This window comes from Pedobacter gandavensis, assembly GCF_032678745.1.
In the GTDB taxonomy this organism is placed as follows: Bacteria; Bacteroidota; Bacteroidia; order Sphingobacteriales; family Sphingobacteriaceae; genus Pedobacter; species Pedobacter gandavensis_C.
Genome location: NZ_JAVTST010000001.1, coordinates 504,079 through 524,264 on the forward strand (window position 1 = coordinate 504,079; position 20,186 = coordinate 524,264).

Sequence of the window (20,186 nt, forward strand, 5' to 3'; positions counted from 1 at the left end):
TGAGATTGAAATAAAGCTTTTTTGAACTAAAGAAACAAAATGAAAATAACCTGGATAAATACAGCGGCAGCATTGCTGATCCTGCAGGCTAGTTGTTCTTCTCTGGCTTATGCGCAGTCGAATAAGCCGCTCTCAGCGCGCATGGCTGCCACAGTGATGGAAATATGGGCAGATTCGCTAAACCTCAATCCTGAGCAGCCTAAGCCCGTAAAATGGGCCTATGATCAGGGGGTGATCCTGGAGGGAATTGATGGGCTTTGGAAAAGAACCGGAAAAGGGGAGTATTTCAAGTATATGCAGAAAAGTATGGACTTTTTTGTCACCAAAGATGGGCTGATTCAACGCTACAAGCCTCAGGACTATAATATTGACAACATTAAAAATGGCCGTTCACTCCTCACTTTGTATAAAGTGACTGGTCAGATGAAATATTTTAAAGCGGCTACGACATTAAGAGCGCAGCTGGAAGGACATCCGAGAACTAAAGAGGGTGGTTTCTGGCATAAAAAAATCTATCCACACCAGATGTGGCTGGATGGTTTGTACATGGGACAGCCTTTTTATGCGGAATACGCTGCATTGGTGGGTGATCAGGCTGCTTTTGATGACATCGCCAATCAGTTTATCCTGATGGAAAAATACAGTAAAGACCCGAAAACAGGATTGTTGTACCATGGCTGGGATGAATCAAGAACACAAAAATGGGCCAATCCGGTTAATGGGCAATCCCCTAATTTCTGGGGACGTGCAATGGGTTGGTATGCAATGGCGCTTGTAGATGCCTTGGAGTATTTCCCTAAGGACCATCCAAAAAGAAAAACACTTCAGGAGATTTTAAACAGAACGGCTGTAGCGATCAAAAAATACCAGGATCCTAAAAACGGATTGTGGTATGATATCCTGGATTTACCAAATGCGAAAGGCAATTATCCTGAAGCTTCTGCTTCCTCCATGTTTGTCTATAGCTTGGCTAAGGGGGTAAGGAATGGAGATCTTCCTGTTTCTTATCTTGCTGTTGCAGAGAAAGGTTATCAGGGGATCAGGAAAGTATTTGTAGAGCAGGTTTCTGAGGATAAAATAAACCTGAAAGGAACGGTTAGTGTTTCTGGATTGGGCGGTAAACCATACCGTGATGGCAGCTTTGCTTATTACATGAGCGAGCCGGTGATCAGCAATGATCCTAAGGGAGTAGGCGCCTTTTTACTAGCAGCTAATGAGATGGAATGGGCGGAAGCGCCAAAGCCAGGCAAGGGAAAAACGGTATTGCTCGACAATTACTTTAACCATGAAATCAAGAAGGATCAAAGTGGGAATGACCTTTCCTGGCATTACAAATGGGCAGAACGCGCAAATGGCGGCTTTTCTATGTGGGCAGGTATCTTTGAAAGAAACGGTTTTAAAGCGAAGGAACTTGGAGAAGGACCAACATTGAAAAACCTGAGTAATGCTGCGGTGTACATTATCGTGGATCCGGATACCGAAAAGGAGAGTCCAAAACCAAATTATATCGCTGCAAATCACATCAAAGACCTGACATCCTGGGTTAAAGCAGGGGGGCTTTTGGTACTGATGGCAAACGATACCGGAAACACTGAGCTGGATCATTTTAATCAGTTGGCAAAACCCTTTGGTGTACAGTTTAATAAAGATAGTAAGGGACGTGTTATCAAGAACGAATATGAAACGGCAAGGGTTAATGTTCCTGCAAGAAATTCTATCTTCGGTAATGCAAAACAGCTGTTTGTGAAGGAGTTTAGTAGTTTAAGTTTAACTGATGCTACAACTGCTGTTTTGAAAGATAAAGACGGAAATAATGTCATCGCCATGGTAAAATATGGCAAAGGAAAGGTCTTTGTGATCGGCGATCCTTGGCTGTATAATGAGTATATAGATGGCAGGAAGTTGCCATCAGATTATGATAATTTTACAGCAGCAACAGACCTTGTGGAATGGTTGGCTAAACAATTACCTTCGAATCTTAAATAATGAAAATACTAACCTTCGCTTTTATGGCTGCTTTGCTGAGTTCTTGTGCTGTTGCGCAGAACATCAGCGAGCGTCCTTCGAATTTGGATAGCACTGCAGAAAAAATGTTGGTTTATCAACGAAGCGTTGGTGGATGGCCTAAGGCGATTGGTAAAATACCGATCGATTATGATCAGGAGCTTTCTGCCAGTCAACGTGTAGAAATTAAAGCGGATTCTCTGCATGAGGATGCCACGATAGACAATAAAGCGACTACAAGAGAGCTGCGGTACCTGGTCAAAGCATTTGGCAGTACCGGAAATCCAGCCTATCTGGCTGCGGTAAAAAAGGGCATGAATTACCTTTTTAAAGCTCAATATGAAAACGGTGGTTGGCCACAATACTTCCCTGACCATCATTTGTACCGCGGACAAGTGACCTACAATGACAATGCGATGGTAAATGTGCTGAACATCATGCAGGATCTGGTAGAAGGTAAAGAGGGTTTTGAGGTTTTGTCGGATGGCGACCGTAAAAAAGCGGCTATCGCTGTAGATAAAGGACTTTCCTGTATTTTGAAAACTCAGGTTTTACAGAATGGAAAGCCAACAGTATGGTGCGCGCAATACGATCAAAACACTTTAAAGCCCGCTCAGGCGCGTACATTTGAGCCGATCTCTCTGAGCGGCATGGAATCTGTTTACATTGTGGAGTTTTTAATGCGTCAAAAGAACCCTTCTCCAGCGATCATCAGTTCCGTGAAATCTGCTATACAATGGTTTGAGAAAGCAAAAATTGTGGGCTATGATTTTGTGTTCATCACTGATCTGAAGCAGCCAAAAGGTAAAGATCGCGTCCTGAAAGCGGATGTGTCTAGCGTGATATGGGCAAGGTTTTATGATATTCCAGACAATACGCCTATTTTTACGGGTCGGGAGAGCGTTCCTAAAAGAAGCCTTTCAGAAATTGAAGTAGAACGACGCGTAGGTTATGCCTGGTATGGAAAATGGCCAGCAAACCTGATCGATAAGAAATATCCTAAATGGTTAAAACAACTGTAGTTGCCACTGGTTTCTTGCTCTTTATCTGTGCCTTATGTTTTGGTCAAAAACCATTTGATGTGCTGGATTGGAAGGGGGAAGCCAGTTTAAATACCTATCTCATTGGCAAAATGACCAAGCAGTATGAGGCCCGGAAACAGGCATTAGTTGCTGCTAAAGGTTCCCGACTGGCTACAATGGGTTACCAATCTAAAGTAAAAGTTAACATTCAACAGCTGATGCAGGGCTTTCCGCTCAAATCACCATTGAATCCACAAATTACAGGAACTTTAGTTCGGGATGGTTATCGCATTGAAAAGCTGGTTTATGAAAGCTTTAAAGACCATCATGTTAGCGCTAATTTATACCTCCCTATAGGAAAAGGCCCTTTCCCTGCCGTTGTTTTGTTATGTGGGCATGAGGACCTTGCTAAGGCAACTCCCTCTTATCAGCAGACTGCCATTCTTTTCGCGAAGAATGGTTTTGTGGTTTTAGTGATTGATCCGATTTCGCAGTCAGAAAGGCATCAGTTGGTTGATGAGGCGGGTATGCCTCAGACAAAAGGTGGCACAACAGAACATACATTGCTCAATCAATCTGCCAATCTATTGGGGAGTTCTGTTGCTGTATACGAGGTTTTCGACAATATGCGCGGTCTGGATTACCTATGTGATCGAAAAGAAGTGGATCCTTCCAGGATCGGCTGTATTGGGAATAGTGGTGGTGGTATGCAGGTTATTTATTTGGGGGCTATGGATAAGCGGTTGAAATTGCTGGCGCCTTGCAGCTATCTGGCCAGTAGGGCGCGTACTTTGGAAATGACCGGTCCTGCTGATGGTTGTGCGCAAATACCAGGAGAAGGGAAGTTGCAACTTGAAATGAGTGATTACCTTATTGCAGCAGCACCGAAACCTGTATTGGTTTTGGCCGGGAAATTCGACTTTATTGATTATCAGGGAACTTTGGAAGCTTACCAGGATCTGAGTCAGGTGTATGCCGATTTAGGAGCGAAAGCAGATTTAGAGTTGTTCGGCTATGCTGATGGACATGGCTTGTCTAAGCCTAAAAGAGAAGCTGCAGTGACCTGGTTTCGTAAGCATTTTTATAAAGATCCAAAGCCGGTAAAAGAAGGTGATTTGCAGTTGTTGTCGGCAGAAGACTTGTGGAGCACTCCGCAGGGAAAGCTTAAAAACCTATATAAAAAAGAGCGGAGTTTAGTCGATTATCATTTGGATCTGTACGATCGTTTATCGGATGGAAGAGCTGGTTTTTCTAAACAGACTAATGATTTTAAACGAGAGAAAATCAGGGGCTTATTGGCTTTGTCTGATGTTAATCTTAATGTAGAGGTTGAAGTGCTGGATTCGTTAGTTGTGAGCAGGTTAAAGGATTCGTTGTTTAGTGCTAAAGGCTTGAGGTATTCCCGGATGATCCTTAGGAGTCCAGAGGAGATACCATTGCCTTTTCTATACTTTAAGCCGGAGGGTAAAATCAAAGAGGTGTTGATCTGGGCAGATGAAGATGGTAAAGGAAAGCTAGCTAAAACACCAGACAGCCTAAGAAAATATCTGGATCAAGGCTATGCATTGATCCTTCCTGATTTGAGAGGAATTGGAGAGACAAAAGATAAAGTCAGTTTGAATGATCCGAAATACCAAAACAAGGAATACCGTAATGCCATGTTTGCCTTGCACCTTGGGCAGTCATTGGTTGGACAAAGAGTCTACGATTTACTGACTCTGGTTCAATTTGTGAAGCAGGATAAACTGCTTAGTGGCCAAAAAGTATGGCTCCGTACAAACGGACTATTAAATGTTCCTGCTATGCATGCTGCTTTTTTGGAACCCACAATTGTTCAGTTAGACCTGTATGGAGGGATTCCTTCTTACCTCAGTAGGTTGCAAAATCCTCTGCAAAAAGATGGCTATAGCGAATTGATTCCCGATGTGCTATCCTATTATGATCTGCCTGATTTGATGCAATGGCTATTGCCAATAAGGCTGATTTCCCATCTTTAATGCCCATTCTGAGGAAATAGCGCTATAATTTTAACACGATAACGTTCCCGATAACGATTGCGCAAATAATTTCCAGTCAAGCGGATCATTCCTTATAATTATTATGTAGAATTGTTTCTAACCGAATGTAAATTAACACATGATACTATCCAAAAACACCTTAAATGGTATAGGATCAGAGCAGCTGATTGTTCCTGATCAAAGGCATTTTAACCTTCCTGAAAGGGTCTTGCAGTTTGGAACTGGCGTATTATTACGTGGGCTTCCAGATTACTTCATCAACAAAGCAAACTTGCTGGGCAGTTTTAATGGTAGAATTGCCGTGGTAAAGTCAACCAGTAAAGGAGATACTAATGCTTTTACAAAACAGGATAGTTTGTACACGATTTGTGTCCGGGGAATTGAACAAGGAGAGAAAATAAAAGAAAACATCGTTTCTTCAGCCATTAGTCGGGTGTTAACTGCAGATGAAGACTGGGACAGCATTTTAGAAATAGCAAGCAGCAAAGCGCTGCGACTCATCGTTTCTAATACAACTGAGGTGGGTATACAATTGGTTAAAGAAGACGTACATCAGCGTCCGCCAGCTTCATTTCCGGCCAAACTACTCGCTGTATTGTACGCCAGGTTCAAAGCTCTGGGAGCGCATCAGCAAGATGCAGATCTAGTGGTCATTGCGACGGAATTGATCCCGGATAACGGAAAGAAACTTGAGGCCATTGTTTTTGAATTGCTGGAACATCAAGGTCTGGAAGCGGCTTTCAAAAGCTGGCTGACTAAACATATTCATTTTTGTAACTCTTTGGTAGATCGGATCGTTCCGGGTAAGCCTGATGCGGAAGTATTGACTGAATTGGAAGCAGAGCTGGGTTATACCGATCAATTGCTGATTATGGCTGAGCCTTATCGCCTTTGGGCAATTGAAGGTGGAGCGGAAGTAGAAAGGCTGCTTGGATTAAGTGGTGTGGACGAAGGGATCATTGTAAATCCAGATATTGAAATTTATAGAGAACTGAAAGTGCGGCTGTTAAATGGTTCGCATACACTGGCATCAGCGATTGCCTTCCTTTCCGGAATTTCTACGGTTGCAGAAGCCATGAATGAAGCGTCTTTAAAAAACTATATATCTAAGGTGATGCAAAAGGAAATTGCTCCGGCTATTCCTTATGAAGTGCCTATAGCAGTGTCTAAAGCTTTTGCGGATACGGTGATTGACCGTTTTTCTAATCCTTTTATTGCGCATTTCTGGATCAACATTACTTTCCAATATAGTATGAAAATCAAGATCAGGGTGGTTCCGGTGTTGCTCAATTACTATAAGAAATACCATCAGGTTCCAGCAAATATTGCCCTTGGTTTTGCGGCTTTCTTTGTATTTATGAGGGTTAGTCGAGCATCTTCGAATGGCCAGTATTTTGGTGTTTTTCAAGGTAAAGAATATCAGATTACAGACGATCAGGCGGCTTATTTCCAGGAGAAAAGTAGGTTGACATCGGAAGAATATATCCAACAGGTGTTGGCAGATAAGGAATTATGGGGGGCAGACTTGTCTGTGTTACCCGATCTTAAAGAGCTGATAACGGCTCAATATCAACTGATTTTAGCATCAGGAATGCAGGAAACGTTGCAACAGGCATTGCAACAATCAGAAAAACATTTACAAAGTAATTAATGAAGCAAAGAATATTAAAGGTACATCCAAAAGATAATGTGTTGGTGGCGTTAACGGACCTATCTAAAGGAGAGCAACTGAGCTATGAAGGTCTGGATTACCTGTTACAGGATGATGTTGCAGCCAAGCATAAGTTCAATACGGTAGATTTAAAGTCGGGCGATGAATTGATGATGTATGGGGTTTTAGTAGGTAAAGCTCAGCAGGATATCCCTGTTGGTTCGCTGTTGACTACCGCAAATATCAAACATGCTGCGACTGGTTTTGAAACTAATGAAGCGGATTTGTCCTGGAATAAGCCAGATATCCAGGCCTGGAAAGACCGTACTTTTAATGGTTTTCACCGCAAGGATGGACAGGTGGGAACCGCCAATTATTGGTTGGTGATTCCAATGGTTTTCTGTGAAAACAGAAATCTGGAGGTGATTCAAGAGGCTTTACTGAATAATCTTGGTTATGGTCGTAATGAAACGTATCAGCAACAGGCTAAAGAACTGATCTCTTTATATGAGCAGGGGAAAGGCCTGGATGAGATTCTGAATGCAAATTTGGTTTATACCGAGCAAAAGGAAAAAGCGAACCGTTTATTCCCCAATGTGGATGGAATCAAGTTCCTGACCCATACTGGTGGTTGCGGTGGCACCAGACAGGATTCGCAGACTTTATGTGGCTTGTTAGCTGGTTATATCACGCATCCTAATGTGGCTGGTGCAACGATCCTGAGTTTGGGTTGTCAGAATGCCCAGGTGAGCATTTTACAGGAAGAAATTCAGAAGCGTATATCTGATTTTGATAAGCCTTTATATATCCTGGATCAGCAGACGATTGGAAAGGAATCTGAGCTGCTAAGTTTGGCAATTAAGAAAACGTTTGCAGGATTAATGCAGGCCAATGAAAATGTACGCCAGGCGGCTCCATTGAGCAAATTATGTATCGGATTGGAATGTGGAGGTTCAGATGGTTTCTCCGGGATTTCTGCAAACCCGGCAATTGGCTATACTTCCGACTTATTAGTGGCCTTAGGGGGCTCCGTAATTCTGGCAGAGTTTCCTGAATTGTGCGGTGTAGAGCAGAATCTGAGCGATAGATGTGTAGATAGGGATGATGCTTCGCGTTTTTCTGAACTGATGAATACCTATAGTAGTAGAGCAACTGCCGCAGGATCAGGCTTTGATATGAATCCTTCTCCGGGAAATATTAAGGATGGATTGATCACTGATGCCATTAAATCCGCTGGTGCAGCCAAAAAAGGAGGTACTTCGCCAGTGGTGGCGGTTTTGGATTATCCTGAAAAAGTGACAAAGCCTGGTTTGAACCTTTTATGTACGCCTGGTAATGATGTGGAGTCGACTACAGCAGAGGTGGGATCGGGCGCAAATGTGGTTTTATTTACCACTGGACTGGGAACTCCGACTGGAAATCCGATCGCTCCGGTAGTTAAAATTGCGAGTAATACCCGCTTGTTTAATAAAATGAGGGACATTATTGACCTGGATACCGGATCTATCATTGATGGTGAGGAGAGTATTGAGGCGGCTGGTGCGCGTATTTTAGAATACGTAATTGGAGTGGCGAGTGGAACGGTGGAAGTAAGTGCCTTACGTCATAGACAAGATGATTTTATTCCTTGGAAAAGGGGCGTTTCTTTATAAAAATTTATACATTTAGAAATATTATTGTGAAAAACTTTTTAGATAGCAACTTCTTACTACAGACAAAAACAGCGCAATCGCTGTATCATAACTTTGCAAAACAGATGCCCATTATTGATTATCATAATCATTTAATGCCGGATCAGATTGCAAACGATTTCATGTTTGAAAATATTACCCAGGTTTGGTTATATGGTGACCACTATAAATGGCGTGCGATGCGTGCCAATGGCATCGATGAGTATTACATTACCGGAGGTGCCACAGACCTTGAAAAATTCAAGAAATGGGCGGAAACAGTACCTTATACTTTAAGAAACCCTTTATATCACTGGACGCACCTGGAGTTGCAACGTTACTTTGATATCCATGAAGTTCTATGTCCTGAAAATGCAGAACGCATTTATGAGGAATGTACCGCGAAGTTGCAAACACCTGAATATTCTGTGCAAAATCTATTGCGCAAAATGAATGTGAAGGCCTTATGTACCACAGATGATCCATTAGATTCTTTAGAACACCACCAGAAAATTAAAAGAGATCAGCTGGATATTAAAGTCCTGCCTGCTTTCCGTCCGGATAAAGCAATGAATGCAGATGATACTCTGCTGTTAAACAAATACATCGATCAGCTTGCAGCCTTAACAGGCAATTCGTTGGATAGTTTAGAGGCGTATTTAAACGCGCTCAAGTCTAGACATGACTATTTCGCAGAAAATGGCTGCTCTGTTTCTGATCATGGCTTAGAGCAAATCTATGCTGATGATTACACCGAAGAAGAAGTTAAGGCAATTTATCTTAAAATCAGAGCGAAATCTGATTTAACCGCAGTAGAAATCGGGCAGTTTAAATCAGCCTTGCTGTTTCAGTTTGCCTTATGGGATCATGAAAAAGGATGGGTGCAGCAATACCATTTGGGTGCTTTAAGAAATAATAATGATCGTTTATTGACTCAGTTAGGGCCAGATACTGGTTTCGATTCTATCGGTGATTTTAGTCAGGGGAAAGCCTTAGCTAAATTCTTAAACAGATTAGATAGCAAAAATTGCCTGGCAAAAACGATTCTATATAACCTGAATCCTGCAGATAATGAGTTGATGGCTACTATGATTGGAAATTACAACGATGGAACTGTTGCCGGAAAAGTGCAATGGGGTTCGGGTTGGTGGTTTCTGGATCAAAAAGACGGCATGATCAAACAATTGAATACCTTATCAAATATGGGCTTGTTGAGCCGATTTGTAGGGATGCTAACCGACAGCAGAAGCTTCCTGTCTTACCCACGTCACGAATACTTCAGAAGGATCTTATGTAACCTTTTTGGAGATGACGTAGAAAATGGCGAATTACCTGATGATCAGGAATGGCTGGGTAAGGTAATTCAGGACATTTGCTATAACAACGCAAAAGAATACTTTAATTTTTAATAGATATGGGAAAGGTTTTAAACTTTGGTGAACTGTTATTGAGAATCTCTCCGGATTTGGATGGGAACTGGCTCAAAGAAAACAACCTGTCCTTTTATGTAGGGGGTGCAGAAGCCAATGTGGCTGCTGCATTAGCACTCTGGGGCGTACCGTCGTCCTACCTTTCGGCAGTACCAGACAATTTTATGAGTAAACAGGTGGTTAACTACCTGGATAAGCTGAATATTGACACCAGTCCGATGCAATACACGGGTGAGCGTATCGGCTTGTATTATCTGCCAAATGGTAAGGATTTGAAAAATGCTGGGGTTATCTACGACCGTAACCATTCTTCATTCTCTACTTTGAAAACTGGCACCATCGACTGGGATAAGGTGTTGCAGGATGTTTCCTGGTTACATTTTAGCGCCATTTGTCCGGCATTAAACCAGGAGATTGTGGCCCTTTGTGAAGAGGCTTTAATTGCTGCTTCTGAGCGTAATATCCAGATCTCACTGGATTTGAATTTTAGGAGTAAGCTATGGCAATACGGCAAGAAACCGGTAGAAGTGATGCCTGCATTGGCCAAATACTGTAACCTGATTATGGGGAATGTATGGGCTGCAGAAAATATGCTGGGCATCCCAGTTGCTGATGGACTTGCAGAAGAGGATCAAAAAGAAGCTTACCTGGCACAGGCAAAAAAGAGTGCTGAGGCCATCATGCAGGCTTTCCCGAAATGTACTGCCGTTGCCAATACCTTCAGGTTTGATTTCAAAGAAAGAGGTGTGAAGTATTATTGTACTTTGCATACCGCTGAAGCGGATATTGTTTCCAAAGAATACCGTGCAGAAAGAATTATCGGTAAGATTGGTAGTGGCGATTGTTTCATGGCAGGTTTAATTTACGGCTTTTACCATGAACACAGCAAGGAAGAAATTCTTGGTTTTGCCACCAGAGCAGCTTTTTCTAAACTATTTACGCATACTGATTTTACAACGACCAAACTGGAAGAAATTCCTAAGGTTGCGAAGATGTATGAACTGGCTATGTAACAACTATTAGGCATAGATGACCATCATTTAAAAATACACAATACGAATAAACCATATAAGAACCCTCACAAAACGATAGAGAAATGAAAACGAAAGAAAACTCTTTAAAGGCGATTACAGACCAGGGAATCCTTCCTTTGTTCTACTTTGAAGATGCGCAGGTGAGCCTGGAGATCATCAGGACGTTGTACAAAGCAGGAATCAGGGTATTAGAATATACCAACCGTGGTCCGGCTGCATTGCCAAATTTTAAACTGCTGATTGAGGCATTAAAAACGGAAATGCAAGACTTGTACCTGGGTATAGGTACCATAAAAACTGTTGCAGAAGCGGAAGCCTTTATTGCGGTGGGTGCCCATTTTATTGTTTCTCCGATTGTAAACGAGGAAGTAGGGAAATTGGTTCATGAGAAGGGAATGTTATGGGTTCCGGGTTGTTTTACTCCAACTGAAATCAATACTGCCCATCAAATGGGTGCTGGATTGATCAAATTGTTTCCTGCCAATATTCTGGGACCATCTTACATGGCGGCGATCAAGGACCTTTTTCCGGGTCAGTTATTTATTCCTACTGGTGGTGTTGAAATTGAGCAGTCAAACATCAGCAACTGGTTCAAATCAGGCGTATGTGCCGTTGGAATGGGCAGCAAACTCATTAGTAAAGACATTTTAGAAAACAAAGATTATAACGAACTAGCGAATCTCACCAGCAAAACGATTGAACTGGTAAAAGCGGGTAGATAATACCCGTACAATCGAAACAACCAACCAAAAACCAAATATAATGAAAGAGACTAAAATGAGTAATTACAGATGGACAATCTGTGCATTACTGTTTTTCGCAACCACAGTCAATTACCTTGACAGACAAGTGTTAAGTCTCCTGCATCCCATGCTGGAGAAAGAATTTAACTGGACAAATAGTGATTATGCCAACATAACGGCCGCATTCCAATTCGTATACGCCATTTCTATGCTTTTTGCAGGGAGGTTTGTAGACAGATTGGGTACAAAATGGGGTTATATCATTGCCTTGATTATCTGGTCTATCGGGGCCATTATGCATGCTGTAGCCATTCCGATTGGTGAAGGTGCAACGACCATTCTTACCTGGATTGGTTTAGGTGCCATGCCGGTTTCTGTGGTCGGATTTATCATTGCCAGAGCGGTGCTTGCTTTTGGAGAATCAGCGAATTTCCCGGCAGCAATTAAAGCTACTGCAGAGTATTTCCCTAAAAAAGAACGTTCATTTGCAACGGGTATATTCAATTCCGGAGCCAACGTTGGCGCAATTTTAGCGCCATTAACGGTGCCTTGGATTGCTACAGTCTGGGGATGGGAAGCTGCATTCTTAATCATCGGTGCCGTAGGATTTGTTTGGTTGGCGTTTTGGGGTATTTTCTATGAAAAGCCTGAAAATCAAAAGAGAATGTGTGCAGGAGAGCTGGCTTATGTGAATAGTGATCAGCAGGATGAGGCTGTAGTAGAAGTTGTGGATGAAGGGAAAAAAGTACCATGGACGAAGCTTTTGGGTTATAAACAAACCTGGGCCTTTGCTTTTGGTAAATTCATGACTGATGGTGTATGGTGGTTCTTCTTGTTTTGGTTGCCTTCTTACCTTAAAGTACAGTATAATTTACAAGGAACGGATATTATGTTGCCATTAACGGTGCTGTATAGCATGACGATGATCGGTAGTGTAGGTGGTGGCTGGTTCCCGATGTATTTCATCAATAAAGGTTATTCTCCTTATGATGGCAGGATGCGTGCGATGTTTGTGATTGCGCTGTTCCCATTATTGGTATTATTGGCACAGCCTCTGGGTCATTATAGCTATTGGGTTCCGGTTGTACTGATCGGTATTGGTGCTTCAGCACATCAGGCATGGTCGGCAAATATTTTCACCACTGTATCAGATATGTTTCCTAAGAAAAGTATCGCATCTGTGATCGGAATTGGCGGTATGGCTGGTGGACTGGGCGGTGTGGTGATGTCTAAACTTGGTGGTGCGCTATTTGACCACTATAAGGAATTGGGACATACACAAACAGGATATACCATCATGTTTGCCATCTGTGCGGTAGCTTATTTATTGGCCTGGATCGTGATGAAATCACTGGTTCCAAAATACGCACCGATTACTGATCTATAATTCGTTTTTTACCTAATCGACCATATTACTATGAATTTTAATGACCAGCTCCAATCTATTTTTGTAGAGGAGCATCAAATTCCGGAGGAATTTAAACTGGAGGAAGAGGTTCACCAACGCGAGTACTTAAGCAATGGGGAACTACGTGCATGGGATGGAGAAGTACATGAAGTTTTGTCGCCAATTTGTATCAAGACCGCAGAGGGGTTGAAACGCAAAGTGATTGGAACTTATCCTCTATGTACTGAAAAGGAGGCATCAGAGGCTTTAGCGGCAGCTGTAGCAGCATATAATAATGGTAGAGGCGAATGGCCAACCATGAGCGTTGCTGATAGAATCAACTGTGTGGAGAAATTCACGCACCGGATTATTGAGAAGAAGGCAATTGTAGTGAAACTCCTGATGTGGGAAATTGGTAAGTCGTATGCTGATTCTGTGAAGGAGTTTGACCGTACTGTAGAATACATTCATGCTACTATTGATGCATTAAAAGATCTGGATAGACAATCTTCAAGGTTTAGCATTGAACAAGGAATTGTGGCACAAATCAGGCGTTCTCCATTGGGCGTAGTGTTGTGTATGGGGCCTTTTAATTACCCTTTAAACGAGACTTTTACCACTTTGATCCCTGCGCTGATTATGGGGAATACCATGCTGTTTAAACCACCTAAACATGGAACCTTATTACATTATCCATTGTTAGAGGCCTTCCGTGATTGTTTTCCGAAAGGAGTGGTCAATACGATCTATGGTCGTGGGAATAAAATCATCCCTGATTTGATGAAATCAGGACAGATCAATGTGCTGACTTTAATCGGTTCGAGTAAAGTGGCCAATGAATTGAAGAAACTACATCCAAAAGTAAACCGTTTACGTGCTATTTTAGGATTAGATGCGAAGAATGCCGCCATCATTACTGCTAAAGCAGACGTAAGTTTGGCGGTGCAGGAAACGGTTTTAGGTTCGTTGTCGTTTAATGGACAGCGCTGTACGGCATTGAAAATTATATTCGTTCACCGTAGTCTGGTAGAGGTGTTTTTAAAGGAACTAACTGCAGCTGTAGCGCAATTGAAATTTGGGATGCCATGGGAAAATGGCGTTGCATTGACACCATTGCCAGAGCCTCATAAGCCGGCTTATTTACAGGAATGCATTGCGGATGCGATTGTTAATGGCGCCCGTGTCATCAATGAAAATGGGGGTGCAGTGAACGAATCGTTTGTCTACCCGGCGATTGTTTATCCGGTTACGAAAGACATGAAACTATATGCGGAAGAGCAATTCGGACCAGTGATTCCAGTCGTTCCTTTTGATGACCTGGAAGAGCCGATTGAGTACCTGATAGAATCTACGCATGGTCAACAGGTGAGTATATTTAGCAATGACAATGAAGAAATCGCTTCACTGATTGATCCTTTGGTGAACCAGGTGAGTCGTGTAAACATCAATTGTCAGTGTCAGCGTGGTCCGGATGTGTTTCCATTTACTGGAAGAAAAGATAGTGCTGAAGGCACGCTTTCTGTAGTGGATGCATTACGATCTTTCTCAATTCGTTCTTTAGTAGCCACGAAACTAAATGAAAATAATAAACACCTGATCAACGAGATTGTAGACAGCAACAGTTCCAACTTTTTAAGTACAAAATACTTGTTTTAAGCTCAGGAATTTTTTGTTTTAATCATTGCAAGCCGGAATCATGGAATTCTATTCCAATTTGATTCCGGCTTCTTTATAAGCCCTTAGACTTTCATCATTAGGATCAATATCGGTGACAATGATGTCAATATCGCTCATGCTGGTAATATAATAAGGTTCTGTGGTACCTAGTTTTTCAACAGTGGCTAAGGCTACGATTTGTTTTGAAGTTTCTACCATTGCTTTTTTTACCTGGCAATCCTCATAATTGATACCTGTAACTCCAGAAATCAGGTCTATACTGCAAATTCCCAGAAAGCAAAGGTCTGGACGAATGCCGCGGATGGTCTGAATGACCTCGAAGCCAGTAGTTGAGAAAGAGGTTTTGTTTAACCTGCCACCCAAAAAGATCACTTCAATGCAAGGATGATCTTCTAGTACGGTTACTACTGGAAAACTGTTGGTGATCACTGTGATTTGCAAATCTCGAGGTAAAAGCGTCGCAATTGCCAATGCAGAAGTACCTGAGTCAAATAAGACCACTTGTCCATTTTTGATCAGTTTGACAGCTTTTTCTGCGATGATGCCTTTATGGCTCATGTCGTAATGTTCACGTTCGCGAAAGTGGTGTGGTATAGGAGACCTGGAAATTGCACCTCCCCGAACAGCTTTCAGTAATCCCTGATCCGAAAGTTCCTTAATGTCTCGTCTTACGGTATCTTCAGAAACGCCTAATAGGGTACTCAAGTCGCCCAATAGTACTTTTTTCTCTTTCCGGATATGCTCTATGATCAATTGTAATCTTTCTTCCTTTATCATATTGTTGCAAATGTAAGTAAATAATCTCAGCAATATAATGCAATAAGTTGCAAAATAACGCTATATTTGTTGCAAGATATTACAATAATATATGAATGAGATCAAAAAAACAATAGGAATTGACATGGATGGCGTTCTTGCAGATATAGAAGAGCAATTCATGAGTTGGTATGAAAATGAATACGGTGTAAGAGTGCCGAGATCAGAGAGATTAGGTGTTTTGGAGCCTGAAGGATTCCCTGAAAAAGGAGCGATCAGACGATATGTAAATACTCCTGGATTTTTCAGAACCATTCCGGTAATGGAAGGTGCAGTGGAAGCAGTGAAGAAATTAATGGAAGATTACGAAGTTTATATCGTGTCTGCAGCCATGGAATTCCCACAATGTTTATCAGAAAAACACGAATGGTTGGCTGAACATTTTCCTTTTATCAGCTGGAGAAACATCATTTTCTGTGGAGATAAGAGTGTGGTAGTGACCGATTACCTGATCGATGACCATTGTAAAAACCTGGATTTTTGTAAAGGAAAAGCGATTATGTTTGATGCTTCGCACAATGTGAACCAACATCATCATTTGAGGGTAAGTAGCTGGACAGAAATATTGGCCTTTTTTGAGCAAGAGAAATTAGGACAGGAAAACCTGATTGATGCTGCAACAGCTTAATCAGTGTTTTTAAGCTTCTGTTATTCGGCAGAGTCTTATTTCTTTTATCTATATTTCAAATTCCTAAAGGAACCACAAATATATGATAGAAGAAATTAAACGAAAGTATCCTGAGGCCTATATGGCCATCGATGAAGCGACAAAAGATGCAGGTTTTTCTATGGCTTCGGCCACAATGACTTGCTCCTTGTTACAGACGCTGGCCGCTTCAAAACCCGGAGGTCGCTTTCTGGAATTGGGAACTGGAACTGGATTGTCTACTTCCTGGATATTGGAAGGGATGGACCAACATGCCAGCCTGATTTCCATTGATAATGACGCTCAATTTCTGGACATTGCAAAACGTTTTCTTGGTCAGGATGACCGTTTGAAACTGGAATGTATAGAAGGAGAGGACTGGGTACTTCAAAATAAAGACCAGAAGTTCGACTATATTTTTGCCGATACCTGGCATGGTAAATACCTGCTGTTAGAGGAGGTGTTAGAAATGTTGAATCCTGGTGCATTTTACATTATTGACGACATGCTTCCTCAGGAAAACTGGCCTGAAGGACATGCTGAGAAGGCTACCCGCCTGATTGAAGTGCTTGAACAACGTGAAGACTTAATACTGACGAAACAATGCTGGGCAACTGGAATTGTAATTGCTACAAAAAAAGCAGGATAGGTCATTTAAAATCTGATTACCTTTAAGGCTTGGAATTGCCGGAGCAAATGGAGGTTAGAAAAGAATACGTATTAGGAGATTTTGATTTCTCAGAATTAACAGATTTATATATATTAAAACATGTCAATGAGCGTGTGGACACGGGAGTTAAAGGGTTTTACGACCTGGTTCCGGAACATATCGACATTGACGTTGTTTTTTTTACTCAACCGACTAGCATCATCCCGTTTCCAGGGGTGGGCATCAGCCAAAGAGATCGCCAAACCCTGATTACCTGTGGATGTACGGACGCGAATCCGAAATTATGCAGTCATCAGGCACAAGCTCTTTACAACATTTTAAGCAGACCTTCTTTGCGTCTTTTCTTTGATCAGAAGCTCCGTAAGGAAAAGATGAAGCAACAAGCCAAAGATTACGGATTGGAAGCGGAGCATAACCTGACTAACTTTTTTGAACTGGAATACCAGCAAGGCCAGACCCAGATTAAAGCTAAAATGAAGGAGATGTTTCCCCTGAACGGGGAGAGCAAACAAGACCTTAAAAAGAGTTTGTTACCTAAAGAGGGCTTGCAATTACCGACATCAGGAGGCTTAAAACCTAAACATAAAATGGGCCTGGTATTTGGTCAGCATCGTTTTTATAGTCACCTGACCTTAGAAATTATTGAAGCCCAAACTACCTTGGAAGGGAAGTTTAAAAATCCAATTCAGACGATTAGTCCTTCAGATCTCTTATGGAAAACAGAAGATACTGCCGCATTAAAATTCTACAGTGGTATTTTAAAGTTTCAGAACAATTATAATGCGGAACGTAGTGATTCGGATCTGGATGCACTAAGGGCTGTTGCCAGGAATCCACTAAAAATGGATGTCTTTCTGCATGATGCGAAAGTGTCCAGCAATATTACTGCAAATGCCATCATTCCGGTACAGCTGAATACATTAAGCGTAGACATGGCACTCCATGTGAGTCAAAGACATGAGTTTTATGAGGTCTCCGGAAAATTAACACTCAATGGAACAGCTTATGCTTTGGATCAAATTCAACTGAAATATAATTATTTCATTCAAATGGACCAATGTCTTCATTTGATCGATAATCCTAACTTTTTGAGGGTGATTGATTTCTTTAAGCAACATCATGATAAGATGTTGATCCACCACTCTAAATTCGAAGCTTTTCAGGAAGACATTCTTTCCAAATTGGAAAGTAAAATCAAGGTGACTTATGACTACCTAAAACCTGCTACGAAGAAACAGATTGAAGAAAAAGGCTTTGACCTGGAGAATGAACAAATCATTTACCTTTCTGAGTCCGAAGATTTTGTATTACTGACACCAGTAATGAGGTATGGAAATCTTGAAATACCAGTGCTTTCGAGAAAACAAATTCAGTCGAGGGATAGAAATGGTAATTTATTTACCTTAAACAGGGACGCTGAAACGGAACTGCAATTCATCTCAAATATCATGAGGCAGCATCCTTATTTCGAGGAACAAATGGAGAGTAATGACTGTTTCTACCTGCATAAAACCAGGTTATTAGAAGAGCAGTGGTTTCTTCATGCTTTCGAAGCATGGAGGAATAAGAACATCAGTATCCTGGGTTTTAACCAACTAAAAGACAATAACCTCAATCCTTATAAGGCCAATATCTCCATTCAGGTAATGAGTGGAATTGATTGGTTTAAAACCGCAGTAAAGCTTAAGTATGGCAATCAGGTGGTTTCTCTGAGGCATTTACATAAATCTATCCGCAACAAAAACAAGTTTGTAAAGTTAGACGATGGAACGATGGGAATTCTTCCCGATGAGTGGATTGAGAAATTCAGCAAGTATTTCAATGTCGGAGAAATCGTTGATGAACACATTCAAACGCCAAGAATTAGTTTTACAGCTATTGAAGAATTGTACGAATCACAATTGCTGGATGAATCTGTAAAAGACCAGCTGGCGATGTATAAGAACAAGCTTTCCGGATCAGCAGCCACAATTACCGACATAAAGGTCCCGGAAGGCTTAAATGCGACCTTAAGACAGTATCAAAAAGAAGGTTTGAATTGGCTGAGCTTTTTGGATGAATTTAACTTTGGCGCTTGTCTGGCAGATGATATGGGCCTAGGAAAAACAATACAAATCATTGCTTTTATTTTGGCACAAAGAGAAAAGGGACAGCACAATACCAATTTAATTGTGGTTCCGGCTTCTTTGATCTTCAACTGGCAGCAAGAAATATTAAAGTTTGCCCCATCTATTAAAGTGATGACCATTTATGGTGCGGACAGGGTGAAAAACCATAAAGACTTTGATCAGTTTGAGGTGGTATTGACTTCTTACGGAACATTACTCACAGATATCCGATTTTTAAAAGACTATAGGTTCAATTACGTTTTTCTGGACGAGTCTCAGACCATTAAAAACCCGGAATCTCAGCGTTATAAATCTGTTCGGCTACTGCAATCCCGGAATAAGGTGGTGTTAACGGGAACTCCAATTGAGAACAATACTTTTGACTTGTACGGGCAATTGTCTTTCGCTTGTCCGGGTTTACTAGGTAGTAAGCAGCATTTCAGAGAAATCTATTCTACACCTATTGATCAGTTTAAGGACCGTAGGGCAGCGATGCAATTGCAGCAGCGCATTAGCCCATTCTTATTGCGCAGGACCAAGGAGCAGGTGGCGAAAGAGTTGCCGGATAAAACAGAAATGGTGATTTATTGTGAGATGGAAGCTGATCAGCGTAAAGTATATGATGGTTATGAAAAAGAAATCCGCGATTACCTGACCAATCAAACAGATGAAGAAGTGGCGAGCAATACCATGAACGTATTGAAGGGAATCACCAAATTAAGACAAATCTGTAATTCGCCGGCATTACTTAGCGAGGATGAGTTTTATGGCAGTTCTTCGGCCAAAATGGAAGTCTTATTGGAGCAGATTGAGAACAAATCCACTCAGCATAAAATTCTGGTTTTCTCTCAATTTGTAGGCATGCTGGACCTGATTAGAAAAGAATTGAAAGATCGGGGAATTGCTTTTGCCTATTTGACCGGTCAGACCAAAAATAGGGAAGCAGTAGTAGATTCCTTCCAGAATAACCCTGAGATCAGGGTGTTTTTAATCAGCTTAAAAGCGGGAGGAGTTGGATTAAACCTAACGCAGGCAGATTATGTATACTTAGTTGATCCATGGTGGAATCCGGCAGTAGAAAACCAGGCTATTGACCGAACCTATCGCATCGGGCAGCAAAAGAATGTAATTGCCGTCCGTCTGATCTGTCCGGATACGATTGAAGAGAAAATTATGAAACTTCAATCTTCGAAAAAAGAGCTGGTCAAAGACCTGATCAAAACGGATGCCTCTATCTTTAAGTCTTTGTCGAAAAAAGACCTCCTGGCTTTATTTAGCTAGGAATTCATGCAAACGTTTGTGTGAAATTT

At 41.6% G+C, this 20,186-nt stretch carries 14 protein-coding genes; 13 read left to right on the plus strand and 1 reads right to left on the minus strand.

Going from position 1 to position 20,186, the window contains the following annotated elements; all coding sequences use genetic code 11:
- The first annotated feature begins 39 nt into the window (after nucleotides 1–39).
- The 10 genes from R2S10_RS01950 (at nucleotide 40) to R2S10_RS01995 (ending at nucleotide 14,615) form a co-directional block, all read left to right on the plus strand.
- Nucleotides 40–1,986, plus strand: coding sequence for a glycoside hydrolase family 88 protein (locus R2S10_RS01950; RefSeq protein WP_316838751.1), 1,947 nt, complete (start codon nucleotides 40–42; stop codon nucleotides 1,984–1,986).
- A complete protein-coding gene (pelA, locus tag R2S10_RS01955; RefSeq protein ID WP_316838752.1) occupies nucleotides 1,986–3,026 on the plus strand; it encodes a pectate lyase in 1,041 nt (346 codons plus the stop codon). Before R2S10_RS01950 ends, pelA begins: the two co-directional genes overlap by 1 nt.
- Nucleotides 3,008–5,023 carry an alpha/beta hydrolase family protein gene (locus R2S10_RS01960; RefSeq protein ID WP_316838753.1) on the plus strand — a complete coding sequence of 672 codons (2,016 nt, stop codon included), beginning with the start codon at nucleotides 3,008–3,010 and terminating at the stop codon, nucleotides 5,021–5,023. The genes pelA and R2S10_RS01960 overlap by 19 nt, the downstream gene beginning before the upstream one ends.
- A 139-nt stretch (nucleotides 5,024–5,162) precedes the next feature.
- On the plus strand, nucleotides 5,163–6,695 hold the full coding sequence (locus R2S10_RS01965; RefSeq protein WP_316838754.1) for a tagaturonate reductase: 1,533 nt from the start codon (nucleotides 5,163–5,165) through the stop codon (nucleotides 6,693–6,695).
- Nucleotides 6,695–8,347 carry an altronate dehydratase family protein gene (locus R2S10_RS01970; RefSeq protein ID WP_316838755.1) on the plus strand — a complete coding sequence of 551 codons (1,653 nt, stop codon included), beginning with the start codon at nucleotides 6,695–6,697 and terminating at the stop codon, nucleotides 8,345–8,347. The genes R2S10_RS01965 and R2S10_RS01970 overlap by 1 nt, the downstream gene beginning before the upstream one ends.
- Nucleotides 8,348–8,373: 26 nt before the next feature.
- Nucleotides 8,374–9,774 carry a glucuronate isomerase gene (gene uxaC / locus R2S10_RS01975; RefSeq protein WP_316838756.1) on the plus strand — a complete coding sequence of 467 codons (1,401 nt, stop codon included), beginning with the start codon at nucleotides 8,374–8,376 and terminating at the stop codon, nucleotides 9,772–9,774.
- Nucleotides 9,775–9,779: 5 nt separating this feature from the next.
- A complete protein-coding gene (locus tag R2S10_RS01980) occupies nucleotides 9,780–10,808 on the plus strand; it encodes a PfkB family carbohydrate kinase (RefSeq protein ID WP_316838757.1) in 1,029 nt (342 codons plus the stop codon).
- A gap of 83 nt (nucleotides 10,809–10,891) precedes the next feature.
- Complete coding sequence (locus tag R2S10_RS01985; RefSeq protein WP_316838758.1) at nucleotides 10,892–11,551, plus strand: bifunctional 4-hydroxy-2-oxoglutarate aldolase/2-dehydro-3-deoxy-phosphogluconate aldolase; 660 nt, start codon at nucleotides 10,892–10,894, stop codon at nucleotides 11,549–11,551.
- Between the two features lie 40 nt (nucleotides 11,552–11,591).
- Nucleotides 11,592–12,959 (plus strand): MFS transporter, encoded by a 1,368-nt coding sequence (locus R2S10_RS01990; RefSeq protein ID WP_316838759.1) that lies wholly within the window; start codon nucleotides 11,592–11,594, stop codon nucleotides 12,957–12,959.
- A gap of 30 nt (nucleotides 12,960–12,989) precedes the next feature.
- A complete protein-coding gene (locus R2S10_RS01995) occupies nucleotides 12,990–14,615 on the plus strand; it encodes an NADP-dependent glyceraldehyde-3-phosphate dehydrogenase (RefSeq protein ID WP_316838760.1) in 1,626 nt (541 codons plus the stop codon).
- Nucleotides 14,616–14,663: 48 nt separating this feature from the next.
- Here the strand turns inward: R2S10_RS01995 and R2S10_RS02000 are convergent, their stop codons facing one another.
- The gene (locus R2S10_RS02000; RefSeq protein WP_316838761.1) at nucleotides 14,664–15,413 is read right to left on the minus strand and encodes a DeoR/GlpR family DNA-binding transcription regulator; all 750 of its coding nucleotides are present in this window, start codon (nucleotides 15,411–15,413) and stop codon (nucleotides 14,664–14,666) included.
- 91 nt (nucleotides 15,414–15,504) lie between these two features.
- Between R2S10_RS02000 and R2S10_RS02005 the strand changes: the two genes are divergently transcribed.
- From R2S10_RS02005 to R2S10_RS02015, 3 genes are all read left to right on the plus strand, one after another.
- Nucleotides 15,505–16,080 carry a 5' nucleotidase, NT5C type gene (locus tag R2S10_RS02005; RefSeq protein ID WP_316838762.1) on the plus strand — a complete coding sequence of 192 codons (576 nt, stop codon included), beginning with the start codon at nucleotides 15,505–15,507 and terminating at the stop codon, nucleotides 16,078–16,080.
- Nucleotides 16,081–16,162: 82 nt separating this feature from the next.
- The gene (locus tag R2S10_RS02010) at nucleotides 16,163–16,747 is read left to right on the plus strand and encodes an O-methyltransferase (protein ID WP_316838763.1); all 585 of its coding nucleotides are present in this window, start codon (nucleotides 16,163–16,165) and stop codon (nucleotides 16,745–16,747) included.
- Between the two features lie 47 nt (nucleotides 16,748–16,794).
- On the plus strand, nucleotides 16,795–20,157 hold the full coding sequence (locus tag R2S10_RS02015) for a DEAD/DEAH box helicase (RefSeq protein ID WP_316838764.1): 3,363 nt from the start codon (nucleotides 16,795–16,797) through the stop codon (nucleotides 20,155–20,157).
- Nucleotides 20,158–20,186: the final 29 nt, after the last annotated feature.